The organism is Neochlamydia sp. AcF65, assembly GCF_018342435.1.
Lineage (GTDB): Bacteria > Chlamydiota > Chlamydiia > Chlamydiales > Parachlamydiaceae > Neochlamydia.
The window spans coordinates 35,303-55,191 of record NZ_JAEMUE010000031.1; the positions used below are offsets into that span (position 1 = coordinate 35,303).

General features: G+C 39.1%; 17 protein-coding genes. 3 read left to right on the forward strand and 14 right to left on the reverse strand.

Going from position 1 to position 19,889, the window contains the following annotated elements; all coding sequences use genetic code 11:
• The first annotated feature begins 28 nt into the window (after positions 1-28).
• Positions 29-376: a transposase gene (locus NEOC65_RS02915; protein WP_213155669.1), complete on the forward strand. Its 348-nt coding sequence runs from the start codon at positions 29-31 to the stop codon at positions 374-376.
• Positions 377-683: 307 nt separating this feature from the next.
• Here the strand turns inward: NEOC65_RS02915 and NEOC65_RS02920 are convergent, their stop codons facing one another.
• From NEOC65_RS02920 to sctJ, 6 genes are all read right to left on the reverse strand, one after another.
• Positions 684-1,565: an EscT/YscT/HrcT family type III secretion system export apparatus protein gene (locus tag NEOC65_RS02920; RefSeq protein ID WP_166156571.1), complete on the reverse strand. Its 882-nt coding sequence runs from the start codon at positions 1,563-1,565 to the stop codon at positions 684-686.
• A gap of 97 nt (positions 1,566-1,662) precedes the next feature.
• Entirely contained in the window at positions 1,663-1,944 is a 282-nt protein-coding gene (gene sctS, locus NEOC65_RS02925) for a type III secretion system export apparatus subunit SctS (RefSeq protein ID WP_042241710.1), read from the reverse strand.
• Positions 1,945-1,954: 10 nt separating this feature from the next.
• Complete coding sequence (sctR, locus tag NEOC65_RS02930; RefSeq protein ID WP_249299005.1) at positions 1,955-2,842, reverse strand: type III secretion system export apparatus subunit SctR; 888 nt, start codon at positions 2,840-2,842, stop codon at positions 1,955-1,957.
• Positions 2,835-3,491, reverse strand: coding sequence for an HrpE/YscL family type III secretion apparatus protein (locus tag NEOC65_RS02935; RefSeq protein WP_166156565.1), 657 nt, complete (start codon positions 3,489-3,491; stop codon positions 2,835-2,837). Before NEOC65_RS02935 ends, sctR begins: the two co-directional genes overlap by 8 nt.
• Positions 3,488-4,351, reverse strand: a complete 864-nt coding sequence (locus NEOC65_RS02940; protein ID WP_213155670.1) for a hypothetical protein — start codon at positions 4,349-4,351, stop codon at positions 3,488-3,490. The genes NEOC65_RS02935 and NEOC65_RS02940 overlap by 4 nt, the downstream gene beginning before the upstream one ends.
• Positions 4,352-4,362: 11 nt before the next feature.
• Positions 4,363-5,355, reverse strand: coding sequence for a type III secretion system inner membrane ring lipoprotein SctJ (sctJ, locus tag NEOC65_RS02945; protein WP_242678211.1), 993 nt, complete (start codon positions 5,353-5,355; stop codon positions 4,363-4,365).
• A gap of 801 nt (positions 5,356-6,156) precedes the next feature.
• On the opposite strand from sctJ, the gene NEOC65_RS02950 reads away from it, so the two are divergent.
• Positions 6,157-7,530, forward strand: a complete 1,374-nt coding sequence (locus NEOC65_RS02950) for an MATE family efflux transporter (RefSeq protein WP_213155671.1) — start codon at positions 6,157-6,159, stop codon at positions 7,528-7,530.
• Positions 7,531-7,631: 101 nt separating this feature from the next.
• On the opposite strand, the gene NEOC65_RS02955 is transcribed toward NEOC65_RS02950, so the two are convergent.
• The 7 genes from NEOC65_RS02955 to NEOC65_RS02985 all read right to left on the reverse strand — a co-directional run bounded on the left by NEOC65_RS02955 (position 7,632) and on the right by NEOC65_RS02985 (position 15,575).
• The gene (locus NEOC65_RS02955; RefSeq protein WP_249299017.1) at positions 7,632-8,120 is read right to left on the reverse strand and encodes a leucine-rich repeat domain-containing protein; all 489 of its coding nucleotides are present in this window, start codon (positions 8,118-8,120) and stop codon (positions 7,632-7,634) included.
• 9 nt (positions 8,121-8,129) lie between these two features.
• On the reverse strand, positions 8,130-8,909 hold the full coding sequence (locus NEOC65_RS02960; protein WP_213155673.1) for a leucine-rich repeat domain-containing protein: 780 nt from the start codon (positions 8,907-8,909) through the stop codon (positions 8,130-8,132).
• A gap of 297 nt (positions 8,910-9,206) precedes the next feature.
• Entirely contained in the window at positions 9,207-11,174 is a 1,968-nt protein-coding gene (locus tag NEOC65_RS02965) for a leucine-rich repeat domain-containing protein (protein ID WP_213155674.1), read from the reverse strand.
• A gap of 351 nt (positions 11,175-11,525) precedes the next feature.
• Entirely contained in the window at positions 11,526-12,452 is a 927-nt protein-coding gene (locus NEOC65_RS02970; RefSeq protein WP_213155675.1) for a hypothetical protein, read from the reverse strand.
• Positions 12,449-13,429, reverse strand: a complete 981-nt coding sequence (lipA, locus tag NEOC65_RS02975; protein WP_213155676.1) for a lipoyl synthase — start codon at positions 13,427-13,429, stop codon at positions 12,449-12,451. Before lipA ends, NEOC65_RS02970 begins: the two co-directional genes overlap by 4 nt.
• 182 nt (positions 13,430-13,611) lie before the next feature.
• Positions 13,612-14,091, reverse strand: a complete 480-nt coding sequence (locus tag NEOC65_RS02980; protein WP_166156544.1) for an oxidoreductase dimerization domain-containing protein — start codon at positions 14,089-14,091, stop codon at positions 13,612-13,614.
• Positions 14,092-14,879: 788 nt separating this feature from the next.
• Positions 14,880-15,575 (reverse strand): hypothetical protein, encoded by a 696-nt coding sequence (locus NEOC65_RS02985; protein ID WP_166156541.1) that lies wholly within the window; start codon positions 15,573-15,575, stop codon positions 14,880-14,882.
• 93 nt (positions 15,576-15,668) lie between these two features.
• Here NEOC65_RS02985 and NEOC65_RS02990 point away from each other — a divergent pair, with 93 nt between their 5' ends.
• Complete coding sequence (locus NEOC65_RS02990; RefSeq protein ID WP_166156538.1) at positions 15,669-16,118, forward strand: phage holin family protein; 450 nt, start codon at positions 15,669-15,671, stop codon at positions 16,116-16,118.
• A 388-nt stretch (positions 16,119-16,506) separates the two neighbouring features.
• On the opposite strand, the gene secA is transcribed toward NEOC65_RS02990, so the two are convergent.
• Positions 16,507-19,602 (reverse strand): preprotein translocase subunit SecA, encoded by a 3,096-nt coding sequence (gene secA, locus NEOC65_RS02995; protein ID WP_213155677.1) that lies wholly within the window; start codon positions 19,600-19,602, stop codon positions 16,507-16,509.
• Between the last annotated feature and the right edge of the window lie 287 nt (positions 19,603-19,889).

The following is a 19,889-nucleotide window of genomic DNA, read 5'->3' on the forward strand; positions in this document are numbered from 1 at the left end:
CTGTCTAGGACATTTAAACCAAGCTCTCTTGCAGCTTATCACCTCCAATGAAGGCAATGTTCCTTTATACATGCAAGCGGCTGATGGCAATAGCAGCGATAAAACAGCCTTTACGCAAATTGTTGGCGAATACCTTAAAAGCTTTCGGCAAGCCGTAGAGAATCGTTATATAGTAGGAGACAGGGCTCTTTATACACCAGCTACCTTGCAAGTTTTTAAAGAAGAACAAAGCTTATTTATCACGCGTGTGCCCATGCAGATTAAAGAGGCTAAAGAGCTTATATTTGAAGTGCCTTACGACAAGGCGGTAGAAATAGCAGAAAGCTATCGAGCTTTTGAGAGCACCTCTTGCTATGCAGATGTTGAACAAAAATGAGTAGCTATTTTTAACCAAGCGGCCTATCAAAGAGAATGCCGCACTTTAGCCAGGCATTATCTTAAGGGCAGTGAAAAAGAATCCAAAGCTTTTTTAAAGAATTATATGATCGCATATGGCTCAGCTACACATCCGATCGCTAACAAATGAGATAAATGTGTTCTTTGCTAAGCACGTGACTTTTTTAGACCTAATTTTACCAAATGAAAAATAAATACTTAAAAGGCGCCTGCCATTCAAGAGTTTTCTGCCAGCCTATGTATTAACCGCTTGCCTGTTTTTTAAACACGGCTTTTCAGGCAAAAAGTCATGATACTACCCCCACCTCATTAAATCCACTCACGCTTCCTTTAATCGTCCTTAGCATGTTGATCACTTCATTTATCCATACATAGCCTTGCTTAGCCATTTCTTCATTCAGCATTTTCCAACCTACACATACAATTAATAGGGCTAACAAGGATTTTAAGGGCATGCCTAAAAAAGTAATCTGTACTTGCGGGGCTAGGCGGTTAGCAATTCCTAAAAAGAAGTCTGTCATCATAATCATGATTAAAGCAGGTGATGCCAAACGAATACTGATGACCATTATTTTATTTAGCAGGGCAATTTCGTTCGCCCAGAATACTGAGGATCGTTCAAAAAATTTGGAATTGATAATTTGATCAGCAGGGATCACTTCATAAGATGTAAGGATAGCATCCATGAATAAAAAAGGACCGTCGATCATGAAAAAAATCCAAATCATCACGTAGTTAAACAATGTCCCTAGAGGCGAAGACTGATTTTGAATGGTCGGATCATTAACCATTAAGCTGGCTCCCCCCCGCTGGTGATCAATGATAATACCAGCGCTTTGTACAATCACAAAAGGCAAGCTAATGAGGAAACCTATGATTGTCCCTACGAACAACTCTTTAAATATTAAAAAAACTAGCTTTAGGTTGAAATCAATTTTATGGGTGACTAATAGCAATTGCGGTAAAAAGATAATGAAGAGACCAATCCCTAGCGCCACTTTGGCAGGCTGAGGCATTACCCTTGCTCCAAAAAAGGGTGATTGCAAAAGAATGGGAAAAAAGCGAGAGAGAAATAAAAAGAAAAGCGCAACAAAAGAGAGCAATCCCCCTTCGGTGTTGAAGGCGCTATTTAAAAATAACGCTATAAAACTGTCGGTAGTTTCAGCCATTATCACATTCTTATGTTTTTTATCTCTAGGTTAGCTAGTAGTCTTTAGAGCCTAAATAGAACCAAGGGAAAGTGCAATTGTGTTTACAAGTTGTCTCTCACCCTTGAGAAGCTAAACTCCACTGCGCAAAGTGGGAAAATATATCGCCTGCAAACTCCATAATCTGAGCTCCCAACCATCCACCCAAAATCATCAAAGTAAGCGTTACCGCGACCAATTTTATAGTAAATGATAAAGTCTGTTCTTGAATTTGTGTGGCTGCCTGAAAGATCGCTACGATCACCCCAAAAAACATACTCACCAAAATGGGTGGTGCTGAAAGGATAAGAATCAGCAAAAGAGCATGATAAGCAAGCTGTATAACCTGTGTTTGAAACATAATCTCATCCTTAGCGGAAAGTGTTTACCAAGCCTTCAATTAACATCGTCCATCCGTCCAGCATCACAAGTAAAAATAATTTTAAGGGCATAGATATGGTTACGGGGGATAGCATCATCATACCCATCGCTAATAAAACGTTTGATACGACGAGATCGATGACAAAGAAGGGAATGTAGATGAGCACTCCTATCTCGAATGCATCTTTAAGCTGGCTAGTAATATAAGCTGGCACTAAAATCATAAAATCATCAGGCTTTAGCGTGGGCCGATAATTATCGGGTAAAACGCGATAAGCCATACGGTAAAACAAGGCATGATGCTTAACGGAAGAATTTCTTTTCAAAAAATCACGCAAAGGCTCTCTCCCAGCTTCCACCAAAGCGATTATATATGCAGAAGATCCTGCAGAAATAAGAGATTCTGGAGCAGCTTGCTGGTTAACCACATGCATCGAGGCATCATACATCTTTAAAGCCGTAGGATACATCACATAGATACTAAGCATGAAAGCAACCCCGTTGATCACTTGATTGGGAGGGGATTGTTGGACACCCAGCGCACTACGTAAAAGCGACAAGACGACGACAATTTTCATAAATGAAGATAAAATCATCACTATAAAGGGCAGCATAGCCAAAAGAGATAATACAGCCGCTTGAGTAATCAAGGAAGGTTTTCTAAAATTATCAAACTGTATATCCAGCTCTTTTTCTGCAGGGGTTTTCTCTCCGAGCCTTACTACAGCTTTTCCAGCTTCTATCGAAGTCGTACTCCGAGGAGGAGAACTTTGGGCCCAACATTCAGGGGAGATCATACATAATAGAGCTAGTACTAGCATCCATGACAGACAGTTTAAAGAAAATAATCGTTTAATAATTGCTTTTGTTTTAGCCATGCCCCTGTGCCGCCTTCTCATGTTGTTTCATCATTCTATCAAAAGCATTTTCAATAATACGCCATTGATTTTCAAGCTGGGCATTGATAATACCGCCTTCGGTCTCAATAATACATCCGCCCGATTCAATATCTGCACGTTCTCGAATGATCAAAGTTTCAAGGCTTTCAAAGAGATCTTTTACTTGCTGACGACTTTTCTCTAAAGCTTCGAGATCTTTTTTATTAACGTAGATGGTGATTTTTTTATGTGTCACCACTGCTTTTAAGCTATTGCTAACAATATCTACAACAGCAGTTTCGGATAGCTCCAGCTCTCTACCGACAATCTTCTTAGCAGCTTTTAGTGCAATGGGTAAAGCTACTTTTTCTGTTTCATGGCGTACATTTATAATCTCTTCTTCCACTTTAGCGATTTGCTCTATCCATTTCTTAAAGCCTTCCTCGAAGCCTTCTTTTTGCGCCTGCTCCTTAAGTTTTTCGATTTCTTCAGCTACTCCTTGCTTATACTTAAGGGCATCTTTTTTTACTTCTTCCATGAGTTGGTAAGCTTCCAATGCTTGCGAAAACTCTTCGGCAGGAATCACACGTGTTTCTGGAGCTACATGAACGCTATTGCCATGAATCAGAGAAAAAAATTTCTTTTTCACATTTCACTCTTCAGTTTTAAAAAGTTTATAACATTTATCACTTGCTGGATAAGTACCGAGGTTATAGCAGGATTACTCTGTGGTTTATAATGTTTTTCTATAATAGCGCTACGCCCTGTATCCAATTTCCTTAGCAAGTACCACATAAAATGAGGGTGAGTGCCGCTTAGAGCCTTTCCTAAGCGGTAAAGACCTCTTTGGTGAATTTTTCTTTGTAGCTCAGCGCCCTCCCCTTTCCATTTCTGTAGATCCATTTTAGCAGTAATAAACCTACTTTTTTGATGTAAGCAGAGACGAACAAACTGGATTTTTTTATTATCTAAACATGCATAAACTTTTTGTAAACTTTTCTTATCTACCACATGACGCAATTCTTCCGCTAAATCATATAAGCCTAAAAAATCAATTAAGTAAATAATTTCCATGCGCGATAGGGTTAGCAATATGGATAAATCCTGCTTGGGCAAAAAAGCGGGTGAAAGAATTTCAGTTTGTTTAATTTGATCGTATAGCTTCTTAGTAAAAAATGCACTTGCAAGCTTAGGCATGGAGACAAAGGGGCCATTAATTTTTAAATATTTTTTTAAGCTAGTGGCTAAAGGGTTAGGCAATGCGGAAACCATAAGATTTTGAAGATGAGTAGGAAGCTTGCGAACGTAAGGAGCCAACCAAGAATAATGGATTTCTTTAAGAAATTCATACGGCTTAACAAAGATAGGATCTATCTCTGCCGTGATGATCTGATGTCCAGCTATTTGCTTTGCTTCATCTTCCGGTAAACACTTAAGAAATTCTTGAGAGGTCTTAGGATGAAAGCGATTTAGCAAAATACGTATAAGAATTTGCGTTTTGGCGTGCATGATAAAGAGCCTTATGTCTCATCAACATCTTTATCAACCAAGCCTTTGTCTTCCGAGGAATTTTTATCTTCCGTCGGTTCTTCAGCATCCTGGATCTTCTCTTCTTCAGAAGTCCCAATTTTTAATGGTTGGAGATGAAACAGTTCTTTAAACCCCCCATGCCTTTTTAATAAAGGATAAATTTTCCAAGTTAACCAAATTAAACACAAAGCCATCAGTAGAAGAAGAAAAGAAAAAGTAAAGAAAACGACTCGAAAACGTGTCACCGACTCCTTAGCTAAAACAATTGTCCAAATACTCACGTAAGATTTTTCTTCATGCTCGCCCGATGAAAATGAGGTAGATAGATCGCTTCCACGTGCTCTATCAGAAATGACTGTTACATCATTGAAATTTAGTCCGGTTATGCTTGCCGCCACTAAACGTTTGATTTTGGTAATTAAATGGCTATTAGGATCATCTAACACTCCATTGTGTTTTACGTAAACAGAAGCTGTGATTTTGCCTTTAGTTTTCCCAGGGCTTAGAGGGTCTTCCTCAGGAAAAGAAAGTTGGACCTCAGCATCTAAAACACCATCTATCTTACGTATAACGCTAGCAATCTGCTCGGCTAGTCCAGCCTCATAACGAATTTTATCCTGTCTTTCAGAAGGCACCAACCCTACATTAGAAAAAATGGAAAGTAAATTTTGACTACGTTTCCTAGGCAAGCCAGCTTGGTTTAATAAGGCCATGGCCTGAATAGCATCTTTTTCGTTTACGCTTACATCCCATAAAACTATTTTAGAGGCACCGGTTCCTCCTCCTGCAGATTGTATCTTGTTGGCATTGATTCCTTTGCTCTCTAGAAAAACAAGAATTTCATTAGCTTCTCTTTCATCCAAACTGTTGACAATTGTCTTTTGCGACTCGCAACTAGTGAATAGAAAGGAAGAAGCGATAAGAAGTGAATAGGCAAAGAAGCGTAACATTTGATGGGAAGCTAAAGTAATGAGGTTATACATGTTTATATCTCAATTTTGTTATTAAATGCATCCTAGCATATTGATATATTTTTGCTATACTTTCTTTCTTGCAAAAATGAAACTCAAGCTTCTCCTTAAGGTAGAGCTTTATCAAGCTGGGCTTACTTTGATTAAAAACAGTAGGCAATTACAACCTTATTCTCTTCATATAAAATTTGGAGTATCCTTCTAGCATTTTCCCCATTTTCAACAAGGCAAGGCTATTTAAATATTCCCAGTCAATAAGTTTATCACTAAAAGTGATAGATTTAAAGAAAGCAAGAAGCTTTTTCTATTTTTCTTGTTTTTATTCTAAAAATCCCCTCTTACTTGCTGCTCAATCGTAAGGCTAAAGAAAGAAAACACCTATCTTTCTTCTTTAAAGCTTAAGCAAGGAATTTAAATACTTTTTTATTACATCGTTAGTTCTCTCTATCTTTTTCATCAAAAACGTAAGCGGTCATAGAGAAAAAAAATACTTAAGCTCTTGATAAGCAGAAGATAATGTAATCAGAAAGCGCAGTAAATAGAAAAACAGTTATTTGAGAGCTTTTTTGTCTTTGCAGATGCCCGCAGAATCCCATCTAAATTTGGGCTTAGCCCCGTGACCGCTTAATTAAAAGCTTTCTTCCTACCTCTTAAAAAGCCAGAGGGTTTTTTCTCAACAAAAATTGTTTACAATCCCCTGCTCATTTGTTATGGTGTTAGCCAAGAAGCCTTTTTACTGATGTAATCTCTTTCTTTATGACCATTTTTAATTTTATATAAAATTTAAAATATCTTTGCTTTTCATAAGGTCCTATGGCACTTACTAAATATCAAGAAGGCAGCTTTCGAGAGCTTTTTTCTATCTCTTTGCCGCTCATGCTCTCCTCTTTTTCTATGATGCTCATGCTTTTTGTCGATAGATTACTGCTAGCCCATTATTCTACGGCAGCCCTTAATTCAGCAGTCAATGCTTCTACCTTAGGATGGGGATTACTCTTTGGATGGGTGGTACTGACCAATATTACTGAAGTTTTCGTGGCTCAATATCATGGCGCTCAACAGCTTAATCGTATGGGTGAGCCTGTTTGGCAAATGATCTGGCTTTCCCTCTTTTCTTTCCTTTTCTTTATTCCTATGGCTATATGGGGAAGCGAATGGTTTTATGGCTCTTCCCCAGAAACAGCCATGGAAAGAACTTATATGCGCTGGATGTTATTATTTGGCCCGACTTTTGCTGCTTATGCCGCGCTCAGTGGCTTCTTTGTAGGGCAGGGCCAAACTAAATTGATTACTCTTTTAGCGATTGGCGCCAATATTATTAATGTTTTTTTAGATATCTTTCTTATTTTTGGTATTGAGGGAGTGGTGCCTTCAATGGGCATCCTGGGGGCAGCTATTGCCACAAGCCTAGGATCTTTATTTCAGATGCTGGTCCTCTTTTACTTTTTTCTTAAGAAAGAAAATAGAGAAAAAAAGGGTACTGGAAATTTTTACTTTCGCCCTCTAGCTTTTTGGCAATGTTTTAAAATTGGTTCTCCAGGAGCCATGTTTGCATTAATAGAAATCATGGGTTGGGCAGCTTTTTATCAGATGATGACAAGATTGAGCGAAGTACATATTACTATAGCAGGAATTTGCCAAAGTCTATTTATGCTGCTGCTTTTTTTTGCAGAAGGTGTAAGTAAAGCTGCTACTACTATCTGCGGAAATCTTATTGGTGCTAAACGCACCTGGTTCATTTCTCACGTATTAAAGGCCGGTATACGTATTCATCTGCTTTTTTTATTGGTTATTTCTACCCTGTTTGTCTATTTTCACCCTCTACTTATCGACCAATTTCTCCCTTATGCTACCCCTGAATATAGAGCTTTTATTGAAATAAAACTCATGAATTGCTTATATGCCACTCTTATCTATGTATTTTTTGAAGGCATTCGCTGGCTGCTATCGGGAATTTTAACAGCAGCTGGCGATACTACATTTTTATTAATTGCAGGGTCCTTAAGCGTATGGATACTGATGGTTGCTCCTGTCTACTTCTTTGTAGTAAAAAATCAAGCTTCCGTAGAAGTGGCTCTTTATTTTTGGCTGCTTTTTAGTATAGGAACAGTGATCATCTACTATTGGCGCTATGCCTCTGGCTTATGGAAAAGCAAGTCTATTATCTTAGAAAAGCCTATCTTATAGGCAGAACAATCAACAAAAAGCTAACGAACGCTTCCTTAATTCTTCACGCGTAACTTTTTCTATTTCTTTACTCTTAATTAATTTAAAAGACAAGCAAAGCTTTACAATCTAAAGTGCTGTTTTAGTTGATCTGGAATGTTCTTCAAGGCATTTCCCGTTAACATGAGAATTAACTCTTCTGGTAGCTGCTCTATCTCTATAGGAAGAGAGGTAAGCTTGTTGTCCTCTAAGTTAAGCCAACGTAATTGCGAGAGCTGTCCCATCTCTGTAGGAAGAACGGTAAGTTGATTATTGCTTAAGCTAAGCGTCCACAGCTGAGACAGCTGCCCTATTTCTACAGGAAGAGTGGTAAGCTGGTTATTGCTTAAGATAAGAGCTTTTAGCTGAGAGAATTGTTCTATCTCTGTTGGAAGGGCGGTGAGATGGTTGTCGTTTAAGTACAGCTCTTTCAGCTGAGACAACTGCCCTATTCCTGCAGGAATAGAGGTAAGCTGGTTGCTGCTTAAATAAAGCCATCGCAATTGCAAGAGCTGCCCTATCTCTGTCGGAAGGGCAGCTAGATGGTTGCTGTTTAAATGAAGAGCTCGCAGCTGAGAAAGCTACCCTAACTCTGAGGGAAGAGCGGTAAGATGGTTGTTGTTTAAATAAAGAACTTCTAGCTGGGAGAATTGCCCAATCTCTGTTGGAAGGGCGGTGAGATAGTTGTCGTTTAAGTACAGCTCTTTCAGCTGAGAAAGCTGCCCTATTTCTGCAGGAAGAGTGGTAAGTGGGTTGTTGTTTAAATAAAGAGCTTGCAGCTGAGAGAGCTGCCCTATCTCGGGAGGTAAAAAGCTTAAGTCGATTCCCCTTAAATATAGCCTTTCAATATTTTTACCGTGGTTTTCTATCCAATCTCTAAAGAGCTCTCCTTGTTTTTCTAAAGGTAAATACTTGATTTTTTCCTGACTTAAATATTCTTCTCCACCAGGAAGCTTTTTCCACATTAATAGGCGATTAATATTTATAAGATAAGAGGTATAGTTAGCCAGCGTAAAACATCTCTTGTCCTCGGTTCTCCATTTAAATTCTAACTCCAAAGGGGCAAGCGATCTAGCTAGAGCAAAGGTTTGCTTGAAGATTACCTTAGCTTTTTTTCCTTCTGAAAGTCTATCTTCTAGCTTATAAATTTTATCTAGAATAAAAGCCTGCTTGCTAATATCTCCGTGAGGAAAGTGCATTTTACCTATTTGCTTATAAAGGGGAGGCATGACTTCAGTAGCTAGCAAATGACGCCATTTTGTACAAACGCTAAATAAGGAGGGGTTAGCACAAACCTTTAAGATAGGGAGCAGCAATTCATTGGGCAAGCTTTCTATAAAGGCCGCAGAGATAGGATTCATGAAATGACCTCTTTAAGATGCGTATATATTTTTAGTCGCTTTGTAGAAGTATCGCCTTATACATAAAAAAACAAAATAAGCAAAAAAATAGTAGAAATCAAACTTTAACATTTAGCATTGAAAATGAAGGAGTATAAAAAGCTGTTAGAAAATTTTTGCCTTAATTTTAGCAGAAAAACAGAGCTTTAGATCCTATGCCTTTATATTAAACCAAAGGCTTTCTATATCTTTAAAGCTTCTAAGCCTGCCAATTTGCCATTTTAATGTTATAAATGATGAAAAAAGGCACCTTTTCAGCTACAGTCTAAAGTGTTTTCTTAGTTCATTAGGAATACTTTTCAGCGGATTTCCATCTAACCTCAGATCTAAACGTTTAGGTAGCTGCCCTATCTCTACAGGAAGGGAAGCAAGCTGGTTATCGCATAAATCAAGCTCTTGCAGTCGCGAGAGCTGCCCCATCTCTGCTGGAAGGATGGTAAGATAGTTATTGTTTAAATGAAGTTTTTCCAGATAAGATAGCTGCCCTATCTCTACAGGAAGGGTAGCAAGCTGGTTATCGCATAAATCAAGCTCTTGCATTCGCGAGAGCTGCCCCATCTCTGCTGGAAGGACGATAAGATAGTTATTGTTTAAATGAAGTTTTTCCAGATAAGATAGCTGCCCTATCTCTACAGGAAGGGTGGCAAGGTGGTTGCCACCTAAGCGAAGGATTTGCAGCTGCGATAGCTGCTCGATCTCGGCAGGAATAAACGTAAGCTGGTTATTCTCTAAGTCGAGCCATCTTAATCGAGAGAGCAGCCATACCTCAGCAGGAAGAGTGGTAAGCTGATTGTTTTTTAGATTAAGGTAGTGCAGTTGCAAGAGCTGCCCTATCTCTGCAGGAAGGGAGGTGAGCTGGTTGCTGTTTAGATGAAGTTGTTGCAGCTGAGATAACTGCCATATTCCTGCAGGAAGAGTGACAAGATGGTTGTCGCCTAAGCAAAGACTTTGCAGCTGGGATAGCTGCTTAATCTCGTCAGGAATGAACGTAAGCTGGTTATTCTCTAAGTCGAGCCAATCCAATTTAGAGAGCAGCCATATCTCAGCAGGAAGGGAGGTGAGCTGGTTGTTTTTTAAATCAAGGCGGTGCAATTGCGAGAGCTGCCTTATTTCTGCAGGAACAGAGGTAAGATGGTTGTTGCTTAAGGAAAGTCTACCGAGGTGTGATAGCTGCCCTATCTCTGCAGGAAGGGAGGTGAGATTGTTGGCATCCAATTCAAGGCCTAGCAGCTGTGATAACTGCCCTATTTCTACAGGAACAAAGCTAAGCTGGTTGTTGTTTAAATAAAGCCATCGCAATTGCAAGAGCTGTCCTATCTCTGCGAGAAGAAAAGCAAGCTGGTTATTGACTAAGCTAAGATCTCGCAACTGAGGCAGCTGACCTAGCTCTGCAGGAAGGGAGGTGAGCTGGTTGCGGCCTAAGCAAAGGCTTTGTAGTTGTGATAACTGCCCTATTCCTGCAGGAACAGAGGTGAGCTGGTTATCGCTTAAGTTAAGAGCTTTTAGCTGAGAGAATTGCCAAATCTCTGTGGGAAGGGCGGTGAGATGGTTGTCGTTTAAGTACAGCTCTTTCAGCTGAGACAACTGTCCTATTTCTGCAGGAAGAGTGGTAAGCTGGTTATGGATTAAGCTAAGAGCTCGTAGCTGCGATAGCTGCCCTATCTCTGTTGGTAAAAGGGTTAAGCCGAGTGCCGTTAAATATAACCTTTCAATATTTTTACCTTGGCTTTCAATCCAATCTCTAAGAAGCTCTCCTTGTTTTTCTAAAGGTAAATACTTGATTTTTTCTTGATTTAAGTATTCCCCTCTACCAGGCAGTGTTTTCCACATTAACAGACGATTAATATTTATAAGATAAGAGGCATAGTTAGCCAGCGTAAAGCACCTTTTTTCCTCGGTTTTCCATTTAAATTCTAGCTCCGTAGGAGCAAGGGATTTAGCTAAAGTAAAGGTTTGCTTGAAAATTGCCTTAACTTTTTCTCCTTCTAAGGATCTATCTTCTAGCTTATAAGTTTTATCTAAAATAAAAGCCCGTTCGTTAATATCTCCTTGAGGAAAGTGCATTTTACCTATTTGCTTATAAAGAGAAGGCATTACCTCGGTATCCAACAAATGTCGCCATCTTGTACAAACGCTAAATAACGAGGGGCTAGCACAATTCTTTAAGATAGGGGTTAATATCTCATTAGGTAAATGCTCGATAGTGATAGAAGAGCTAGGATTCATTATACGGCTTCCTTATTAAAACTGATGTCTATTATCAAGCGTTTTTAAACCATAGATGAATAAAAAAGAAACAAGACATACAAGAAAATATCAAAAAACAGCTTCTTACACTCTACTTGAAGCTCAAAAGACTAGAAAAAACATAAATGAAACACTTTTAAAATTCCTTTTTGCTTTAGCAGGGAACGACATGCCTTTAGATCCATCTATAGGTAGAAGGTCAAATATTCTCTCCACCCTTTAAAATTTTCAAAAAAGTATTTTAAAGCTTATTTCCTTCATTATACCATCCTAAGTATTAGTGTATAGCCCCTAGTTTGTAAAAGAAAAGATAAATTTATTCATCTCTCATTAAGGTTCGCTAGGACTTGTTTCCCATAGGCTAGCAACAGCATGAATATCTTGTATAAGCATTTTTGATATTCTGCTCTCCTGTGCAAGAAGTTGGAAAGCTGTACGGTCCTCTAAGCTTTTTAAGCCTTCACAAGCTAAAATCAAATAGGTTGCCAAAGGAATATCCTTACGAACCTGAGGATCCTTTAACATTTCTAAACATGCTTTGGCCACATCTTCCTCTTCTTTAAAAGCAATCAAAGCAATAGCTGCTCTTTCATTGTCCTCGTTAATGGGACGGCCATGCACCACTTTTAGCAAGAAATCTTTGGCTGGTTTTCCTATGGCACGTAAAGCTGCCAACACGATGTCTTCTTCAAAAAAATCTCCTTGGCTCAAGGATTCGAATAAGGCAATAATAGCACGTTTATCGCCTATCATTCCTAAGCATTTGGCAGCTAAAGAAGGCGCTAGGCCATACCCTGGAAACAGAGGATCATAAAACTCCTCTGCTTTAAGCAATTCTATTAAAGCAGGTACTATAGCTCCTTTTTCCTGGACAATCGCTTCAATTTCTTGAGCAGCCTCTAAATCTTCAGATAAAATTAAATCAGCCACTAAAAGCATATTTTTCGTTGTCGATTTAGGCTTTTCATATAAGCTTCTAAGTTTTTTGTAAGCTGTTTTGGCTTCTGCAATTTTTTCTGCCTCAACCCCTGCAAGCATTAAAGGAGCCAAATCTGTTTTCATTTTCTTCTCTATTTTAGCTAACGTATGAATTCTTTCTAATTCAAATTCAGGGTTTACCCCTTTTCCTTCATTAAGATAATAATCCAGCATGACATCAAACTTTCCTCCAAAATGCGCCTCACGGTGCATAAGAATTGCATGATCCAAGGCGTTGGCCAAAGGTAGATCTTCGATAGCTGCTTCTTCATCTCTCATTGTTTTTCTCCTTTACGCGTCTGCTTCCAAACCGCTTCAGCATTATAGCTAGAACGAATAAAAGGTCCGCAATACATATTTTTGATTCCCAAGGAATATCCATATTCTTCATATTTTTTAAATTGCTGAGGGGTAATAAATTCTTTAACCAATAACTTATTTTTTTGTGGTTGTAAATATTGCCCTAGGGTAATGATATCACAGCCTACTGCTTTTAAATCTTTAAGCGTTTCAAAAACTTCCGTTTCACTTTCCCCTAAGCCTACCATTATGCCAGACTTAAGGAGTAGGCCTGGCGCTCCTTGTTTCCTTGCATAGCTTAACACCTTCAACGTTTTATCATAAGTGGCTCGATGGCGTACACGCGGAGTTAAGGCACGCACCGTTTCCAAGTTGTGATTAAAAATTTCAGGGCAGGCTTTTAGGATAACATCTAAGGAGGCATGTTCACCGGCAAAATCGGAGGTTAAGACCTCAATGGTGACCTCACCAGCTTGCCGTCTAATTTCACCAATCACCTTAGATAAATGCTCGGCACCTCCATCAAGCAAATCATCTCTAGCCACCATAGTAATCACCACATGCTTTAAACCTAGCGCTAATACCGATTCAGCCACACGCTGGGGCTCATCAGCTTCTAATGCTTTAGGAGCTTTTGAAAAATCAATGTCGCAAAAACCGCAAGCTCTGGTGCACTCTTTACCCATCACCAAGAAGGTCGCTGTCTTTTTAGACCAGCATTCCATTAGATTAGGGCATTTGGCTTCCTCGCAAACTGTGGGCAAGCGATTTTGGTTAAAGATATGTCCTGTTTTCCATACGTTACTTCCAGGAGGGAGCTTACGATGTAACCAAGAAGGAAAACGCCCAAGACCAACAGCTCTATCCTGGCGGGCTACGTCAGGATTAATAGGAAGAATGTTTAACTTTTTCTTTTTTATCCTAGGCGTATTATCAAACAGTTCTAAGGGATTCATAAGAATTAAGCCTGCTCTTTTATATTTTAGAAAGAAAATGTAAAGGTGGATCAGCCGCTATAAAGGCAGCTTCTAGCTCAGCCTCCGTTGACTTTAAATAGGCATGGATGAGCTTTTTAATTGGCTCGATAGTCAATTTATTCGTTATCGCCCAGCCCATTTGCACTATTAAAGTAGAAGCTTCATATCCCGCAGCGTGGAGCCCCTAAAGTTTTCCCTGTAAATTTATCTTTTATTATTCGTGTAAATCCTTCTATGAGATAGGTGGCCTGAAACTTGTCCAAAGCATGCAAAGGAAAAGCTTTTACCTCTACTTGATACCCTTTCCGTAAAGCCTCTTCTAAGGACACTCCAGCTGAGGCAGTTTTCGGGCATGCCAAAACCCCATAAGGGATCGCCTCATAAAGCGTATAGACTTCCTTTCCAGCCGCATGGCGCCCAACTACGCAACCTTGATGTGTAGCCCCATGAGGTAAACAGCAGTTGGAAGCGAGTTCACCCACAGCATAAATGCCAGGAAGATTTGTTTCCACACTAACATTCACAGCCATCAAACTATTCTCATTAAAAATTACTCCAGCTTTTTTTAAGCTATTTATAAAGCAATCTATAGCTATCCATCCCCTCTTGGCTGTATTGCTCTTTCCTTCCGCCCGCTGCACCTTAATACCTTCTGAGGTTTTGTCAATCCCTTCTACCTTTATTCCTCACGTCTATTATAATATTAGCTTTCCGAAATGCTTGAGTAAGTACCGCAAAAACAGCCTTACTTTCCAGGGGCAAAAGACAGGGCAACATCTCCAACCTCACTACTCCTGATCTAAAAAAGGCAAATAGTGAAGCAAATTCATATCCAATAGATTCTCCTACCGTGACAGCTTTCTTAGAAAGGTTTTATTAGAATTAATAAGAAATAGAAGCATGAATTTTTTCTTAGCCGAAAGGAAAAGTGGAAATATTGCAAAGCTCCGAGCCAGTGGCAAGACTTACTTTTTCAAACTAATCAGTTATTAATCTTTCTAAACCTTTACATATTCTAACCAAAATCCCACCTTATTTACCATGTGCGCGTAATCAAAACCTAACTTCTCAGCCTCAATGCCAAATTCTTCAGCTTCTTGAGTGCAAGTGCAAATCGCCGAGCAAGCCATTAAAGCTTTAGAAAGGATACATCCCCTACTTAAGTAGGCACCCCTTCATTTTTTTACATCCATCAACGCTACAGATTTGCCAGCTTGCATGGTGTGGATAGCAGCCAGATCACATAGGTTAGTCCTTTCCCTATAGCTGCCCCCTCAAGAGGATATGGCCTATTTTCCATCTTCTTTTCTGTTGCTTTATCAACTGTTCAGATTACTACTCCTCAGGGGATGAGTAAAGAATGGACGTTAAGCTTAAGCTAGAGTTATAGAAGTACTAGAATACAAAAGCCTTATCAAGGGTAAGACCCTTATTCTGCATCTTCATAGGGAAGATTTTCCCAGACGACTAAAGAGTTTTTAGTTAAGGGCAAAAATTTTATTCCAAAATTTCCCCTTTCACGCCATCCAATATAAAAATCACTTTTCCATTTAGACCCGTAGGATAAACGTAAAGAGATTAAGGGCTTTCCTCCATGTAACCCTAAGTAGAAAGATGTATAACGACCAGCAAAAACTGTGCGCGCTATGGGTTCGTAATGCAAGCAAGAAAAATGGTTTTTATTGATTTTTAAAAGGGTAAATTCGTCATTTACACATCCAGCATTCCCTATCACGTAATGGCAGAAGTTATGTAAAGGATTGCGCACCATCCAAGCAAAAGCCTTAAGAAAGCTAGTAGGCCTGCAAGGTTTAAACAAGGGTAGTTGGGCTTCAGCAAAAAGTCCATGATCATCATTTCCAAAAAGAGCCCATGTGCACCAATGGCCTAAATCAAACCAATAGATTTGGCTACGATGCCGAGGAATTAGATAATAAAGCCAATGAGAAGAAGCTTGAGAATGATAAGTATCATATAAAATCTTCTCTTCCTGCTTTAAAAGGCCTGGAGGCTCAACATAATAACGCTCTGTAGGGTACTTGTAAGCAGCACAGCTATAAAATAATCCAATCATTACACACAATGGTAGATAGAAAAAGTAGCTTCTGGCAAAGTAGTTAGACAAGTAAACTCCTTAACATCAGTTGAATTATTTCTTGCAAGAAATTATAAATAAGGCCATGAAATTATTTTTAACCCATTTAACACAGAGCCAGTTATGAGTGCCCTACCCAAAAAGAAGTTATGCTGGAATTGCGAAGGTCGTGTCGCATTTTCTGATGAGAACTGCCCTTATTGTGGTGTGTATCTAAGCTCTTCTTCTCTTCTTACCCAGCATGATAAAAGCTTGACCCATATTGCTCCTTTTCCTTCTTATCGTCAAGATCCCTCTGAAGCTTATGATATCAATAAAGTAGACGAAGAATCTTCTGAGGAAGAAGACTTGGAGGCAGCTAATTCTTCTGCTAATTATCCAGCAAGCTTTCTGCTACCTTTTGTTTTATTACTCACAGGCTCTGTTTTTCTTATTTTTGGAATCATTTTATTCAGCTTTTCTCAAGAAGGCATTCTAACATTACAATGGAATGCTAATTATTGGGTTTTATATTTAGGGACTGCTGGGCTTTTAATTTTTTTGGGTTGGCGAGCCATGCGCCCTTTGAATTAGCAGGTAGGGCTACTTTCAAGAGATTTAAGGGGTAAGAGTATTGGTTAGCTATATAAAAAACCTTATCGATTATCTTATAAGCTTTTCTTCTTTCTTTTTCCTTAACTTTAAGCCTTCTTCTGTACAGAAAATGAGTGCTTTTAAGCTGCTTTCTATAAGCAAAGCGCCTATGAAGAAATAAGATCTTAAAAGATCAAGTAGCCCCTCCCCTTTTTTAAAATCATTAAATAAATTTAAGAGAATTCAGGTGAGAATGAGGGCGACTGTTTGCTGTTGCTTTTCATAAACTCTAAAAATTTAGCTAAGATTTTTTTGTTTAAGCAGAGACCTTAAAAGATACAAGCAAAAAAGGAGCCCTCTTGATAAGAAGAGCTCCTAATCCATGCTTTTAAGAAACTTGCTCTCCCACTTCTTGTTGAAGCCCACAGCATTTTTTATATTTTTTACCACTGCCACAGGGGCAGCTTTCATTACGTCCTGCCTTGGGCTCGACAACTAAGGGTTGTAAACGAACAGTAGGAGCATTACTTTCCCTTGCCTCTTCAGCATGGCTTGTAGAAAAAGCAGGTTGAGAGTCTCCATCTAAGTCGGCGACCAGCGAGCGCTGGGTTTCAAGACGCATCTGGGTTAATAAATGTTGGATAGCAGGATGATCCTGCGTTAAGATTTCAAAACGAAAGAGTCCTTGGGCAATCTCGCCTCTTAATAAATTACCTAATTCATCAAAAAGAGTAAAAGCTTCTTGCTTAAACTCCATCAAAGGGTCGCGCTGGCCAAACGTACGTAAGTTAACATCTGCGCGCAAATGATCCATGGCTAAAAGATGTTCTTGCCAACGCTGATCTAGCTTACGGATCATTAGATTACGAATAGCTTCATTAACAGGTTTGGTAGCAGATTTTAGCTTTTCCCCTTGCCCAGCTTGGACAGGAGCTTTTAAATCTTCACGTTCATATTTTTCATTAAAGGCTTTTACGATTTGATCGATCGCTTTTTTTTCAAGATCTATCATATCTGCATGCTCATCATCGAAGTATCCTTCAGGAAAGCTTACAGGAAAGTGGCTAATTAACCAATGGCGATACCCCTCTGCATCCCATCCGCTCTCCTCTCCACGATTTTTAAAATACTTCTCTGCAGCTGCTTGGCAAACAGATTCTAAAACTTCAATAGCCAGAGGCTTAATATCTAGCGCATGTAAAATATCATTGCGGAAAGAGTAAATTTCTTTTCTTTGCTTATTCATTACATCATCATACTCTAAGGTATGCTTACGAATTGTATAGTTACGTTGCTCGATACGTTTCTGAGCAGTTTCGATAGATTTATTAAGCATGGAAGCAGAAATCGGCTCCCCTTCAGGAGGACGAAATTTCTGCAACACAGCTGTCAAGCGAGGAGAAGCAAATAAGCGCAGTAAAGAGTCTTCAAAAGAAACATAGAATTTAGATGAACCAGGATCCCCTAAACGAGCACAACGGCCTCGCAATTGGCGATCAATACGACGTGATTGATGACGAGTGGTCCCCATGACATAGAGACCCCCTATTCCAGCGACACCAGCTTCAAGTTTAATATCGGTTCCCCGACCTGCCATGTTAGTGGCAATAGTGATAGCTCCCCGTCTACCCGCACTCGCTATAATTTCCGCTTCTCTAGCATGATTTTTAGCGTTTAAAACGGTATGCTCTAATTTATTTTGTTTGAAAATACGGGAAAGTTTCTCTGAAACTTCTACCGATTCTGTTCCAATCAAAAGAGGACGGCCTGCTTCATGCACCTCACGAACATCTTTTAAAATTGCGCTGTATTTTTCACGTTCGGTCATATAAATTTCATCATTGAAATCTTTGCGCAAGCAAGGTTTATGAGTAGGTATTTCTAATACGTCTAGTTTATAAATTTGCTTAAATTCATTAGCTTCTGTTACAGCAGTCCCGCTCATCCCTGCTATCTTTTCATACATACGGAAAAAGTTTTGTAAAGTTATGGTGGCATACGTTTGCGTCTCTTTTTGGATAGAAACAGCTTCTTTTGCTTCTATAGCCTGATGCAGGCCATCAGAAAAACGCCTACCAGGCTGAGGACGCCCGGTATTTTCATCAATGATAATAATTTTGTCATCCTGAACAATATAATCGACATCTTTTTCCATCAGTAAATGCGCACGCAATAACTGACGAAGATTGTGAGCTCGTTCTTTCCGCTTAGCATCCTCCTCTTGCACTTCCAGTTTTTTTTGTACTCGAGCAGTTTCATCTAAAGAGGTATCTTCATCGATTTGTAGGTATTCATGGCTAATATCTAGCATGATAAAGTCATCGCCATGATCACTTCCTACAACTTCTTTCCAAAGATTGATCCCTTTGTCTGTTAATTCATACTCGTTGCTTTTTTCATCGATGAGAATATAAAGCTCTGCTAAAGCTGTATGCTTTTCTTCTTTATTAGGATCTGCATAATAGTATAAATCCCATTTATCGATCGCAGCTCGAACATCTGGATCCTCTTTCATACGTTTTAAGATTTTATTGTTAGGCGTGCCCTTACCTACTAACCATAGCTTGCGATAAGCCTCTTTTTCTTGTTCTTCTTTTTTTTTATCGCGTTTTGTTTTTATAGAAGAACCTTCACTAAGCTTTAGACTATCTAAAGTTTTTTTAGCTTCAGAAGCAAGACGATTACATAAATCCCGTTGGAAGCGCACCATATCTGCTACGCTGTGTTTAAGCTCATCATACATTTGTCGGCTGACAGGTACAGGCCCTGAGATAATCAAGGGAGTTCTAGCTTCATCGATTAAAATGGAGTCCACTTCGTCAATAATAGCATAATAGTAGCCACGTTGAACTTGCTCTTCTTGGCTAGAAGCCATGGAATTATCGCGTAAATAGTCGAAGCCAAATTCAGAGGCAGTTCCATAAACAATATCGCTGAGATAAACTTTTTTACGCTCTTCCATTGGCGTTTCATTGGTTAAAGCACCTGTGGTCAATCCCAACCAACGAAAAACCGTTCCTACCCATTCACAGTCACGCTGGGCCAGATAATCGTTAACGGTGACTAAGTGAACAGGTTTTTTAGTAAGAGCATTTAGATAAAGAGGCATTACAGCCGTTAGGGTTTTACCTTCGCCCGTTTGCATTTCTGCAATGGAGCCATGATGTAAAGCAATGGCTCCTACTACCTGAACATCGTAAGGAACCATGTCCCATTTCTGATGATAACCTGAAACGTGAATTTCTGTGCCTGCTAAGCGTCTACAAGCGTTTTTTACCACTGCATAGGCTTCTGGAAGTAAGAGCTCTAATGTTTCACCTTTTCTATATCGTTCCTGAAACTCCTGCGTTTTTGCCCGCAGTGCCTCATCACTTAAATTTTGAAATTTAGCGTCATACTCGTTAACTTCTTGTACTATTTTAAAATATTTTCGTCTTAGACGATCCTGAGCCGAACCAAAAATTTTTTTTAAAAATCCAAACATGATATCTCAACTTTTTTAGGCATTTAAGAAGATAAGAATACTTAAAAATTGCTTTTAATACAAGCAACCTGCATAAACTCTAGAAATAAGCCTCAAAAGCATTTTCTTTATTTATATGCTTCAGGGAAGCTTCTTACGCGATCATCTATTAAAAAAAACAAGCCTTTAAGAAGCTAGAAAGTCGCTAAAGGGGTACTTTTTTTTAAATGCAGGCTTAAGTTTTCCTTTTTTAAATTCATTAAAAGAAAAATTAAGTTATCTAGATAAAAGTTTCCCTCCTTTGCATA

Excerpts from the sequence above, each read along its gene's own strand:
- sctJ (WP_242678211.1), bottom strand. The coding sequence starts at position 5,355 with ATGTATAACCTCATTACTTTAGCTTCCCATCAAATGTTACGCTTCTTT.
- NEOC65_RS02960 (WP_213155673.1), bottom strand. The coding sequence starts at position 8,909 with ATGAATCCTATCTCTGCGGCCTTTATAGAAAGCTTGCCCAATGAATTG.
- secA (WP_213155677.1), bottom strand. The coding sequence starts at position 19,602 with ATGTTTGGATTTTTAAAAAAAATTTTTGGTTCGGCTCAGGATCGTCTA.
- NEOC65_RS02965 (WP_213155674.1), bottom strand. The coding sequence starts at position 11,174 with ATGAATCCTAGCTCTTCTATCACTATCGAGCATTTACCTAATGAGATA.
- lipA (WP_213155676.1), bottom strand. The coding sequence starts at position 13,429 with ATGAATCCCTTAGAACTGTTTGATAATACGCCTAGGATAAAAAAGAAA.
- NEOC65_RS02990 (WP_166156538.1), top strand. The coding sequence starts at position 15,669 with ATGAGTGCCCTACCCAAAAAGAAGTTATGCTGGAATTGCGAAGGTCGT.
- NEOC65_RS02920 (WP_166156571.1), bottom strand. The coding sequence starts at position 1,565 with ATGGCTGAAACTACCGACAGTTTTATAGCGTTATTTTTAAATAGCGCC.
- sctR (WP_249299005.1), bottom strand. The coding sequence starts at position 2,842 with ATGGCTAAAACAAAAGCAATTATTAAACGATTATTTTCTTTAAACTGT.
- NEOC65_RS02970 (WP_213155675.1), bottom strand. The coding sequence starts at position 12,452 with ATGAGAGATGAAGAAGCAGCTATCGAAGATCTACCTTTGGCCAACGCC.
- NEOC65_RS02940 (WP_213155670.1), bottom strand. The coding sequence starts at position 4,351 with ATGCACGCCAAAACGCAAATTCTTATACGTATTTTGCTAAATCGCTTT.
- NEOC65_RS02950 (WP_213155671.1), top strand. The coding sequence starts at position 6,157 with ATGGCACTTACTAAATATCAAGAAGGCAGCTTTCGAGAGCTTTTTTCT.
- sctS (WP_042241710.1), bottom strand. The coding sequence starts at position 1,944 with ATGTTTCAAACACAGGTTATACAGCTTGCTTATCATGCTCTTTTGCTG.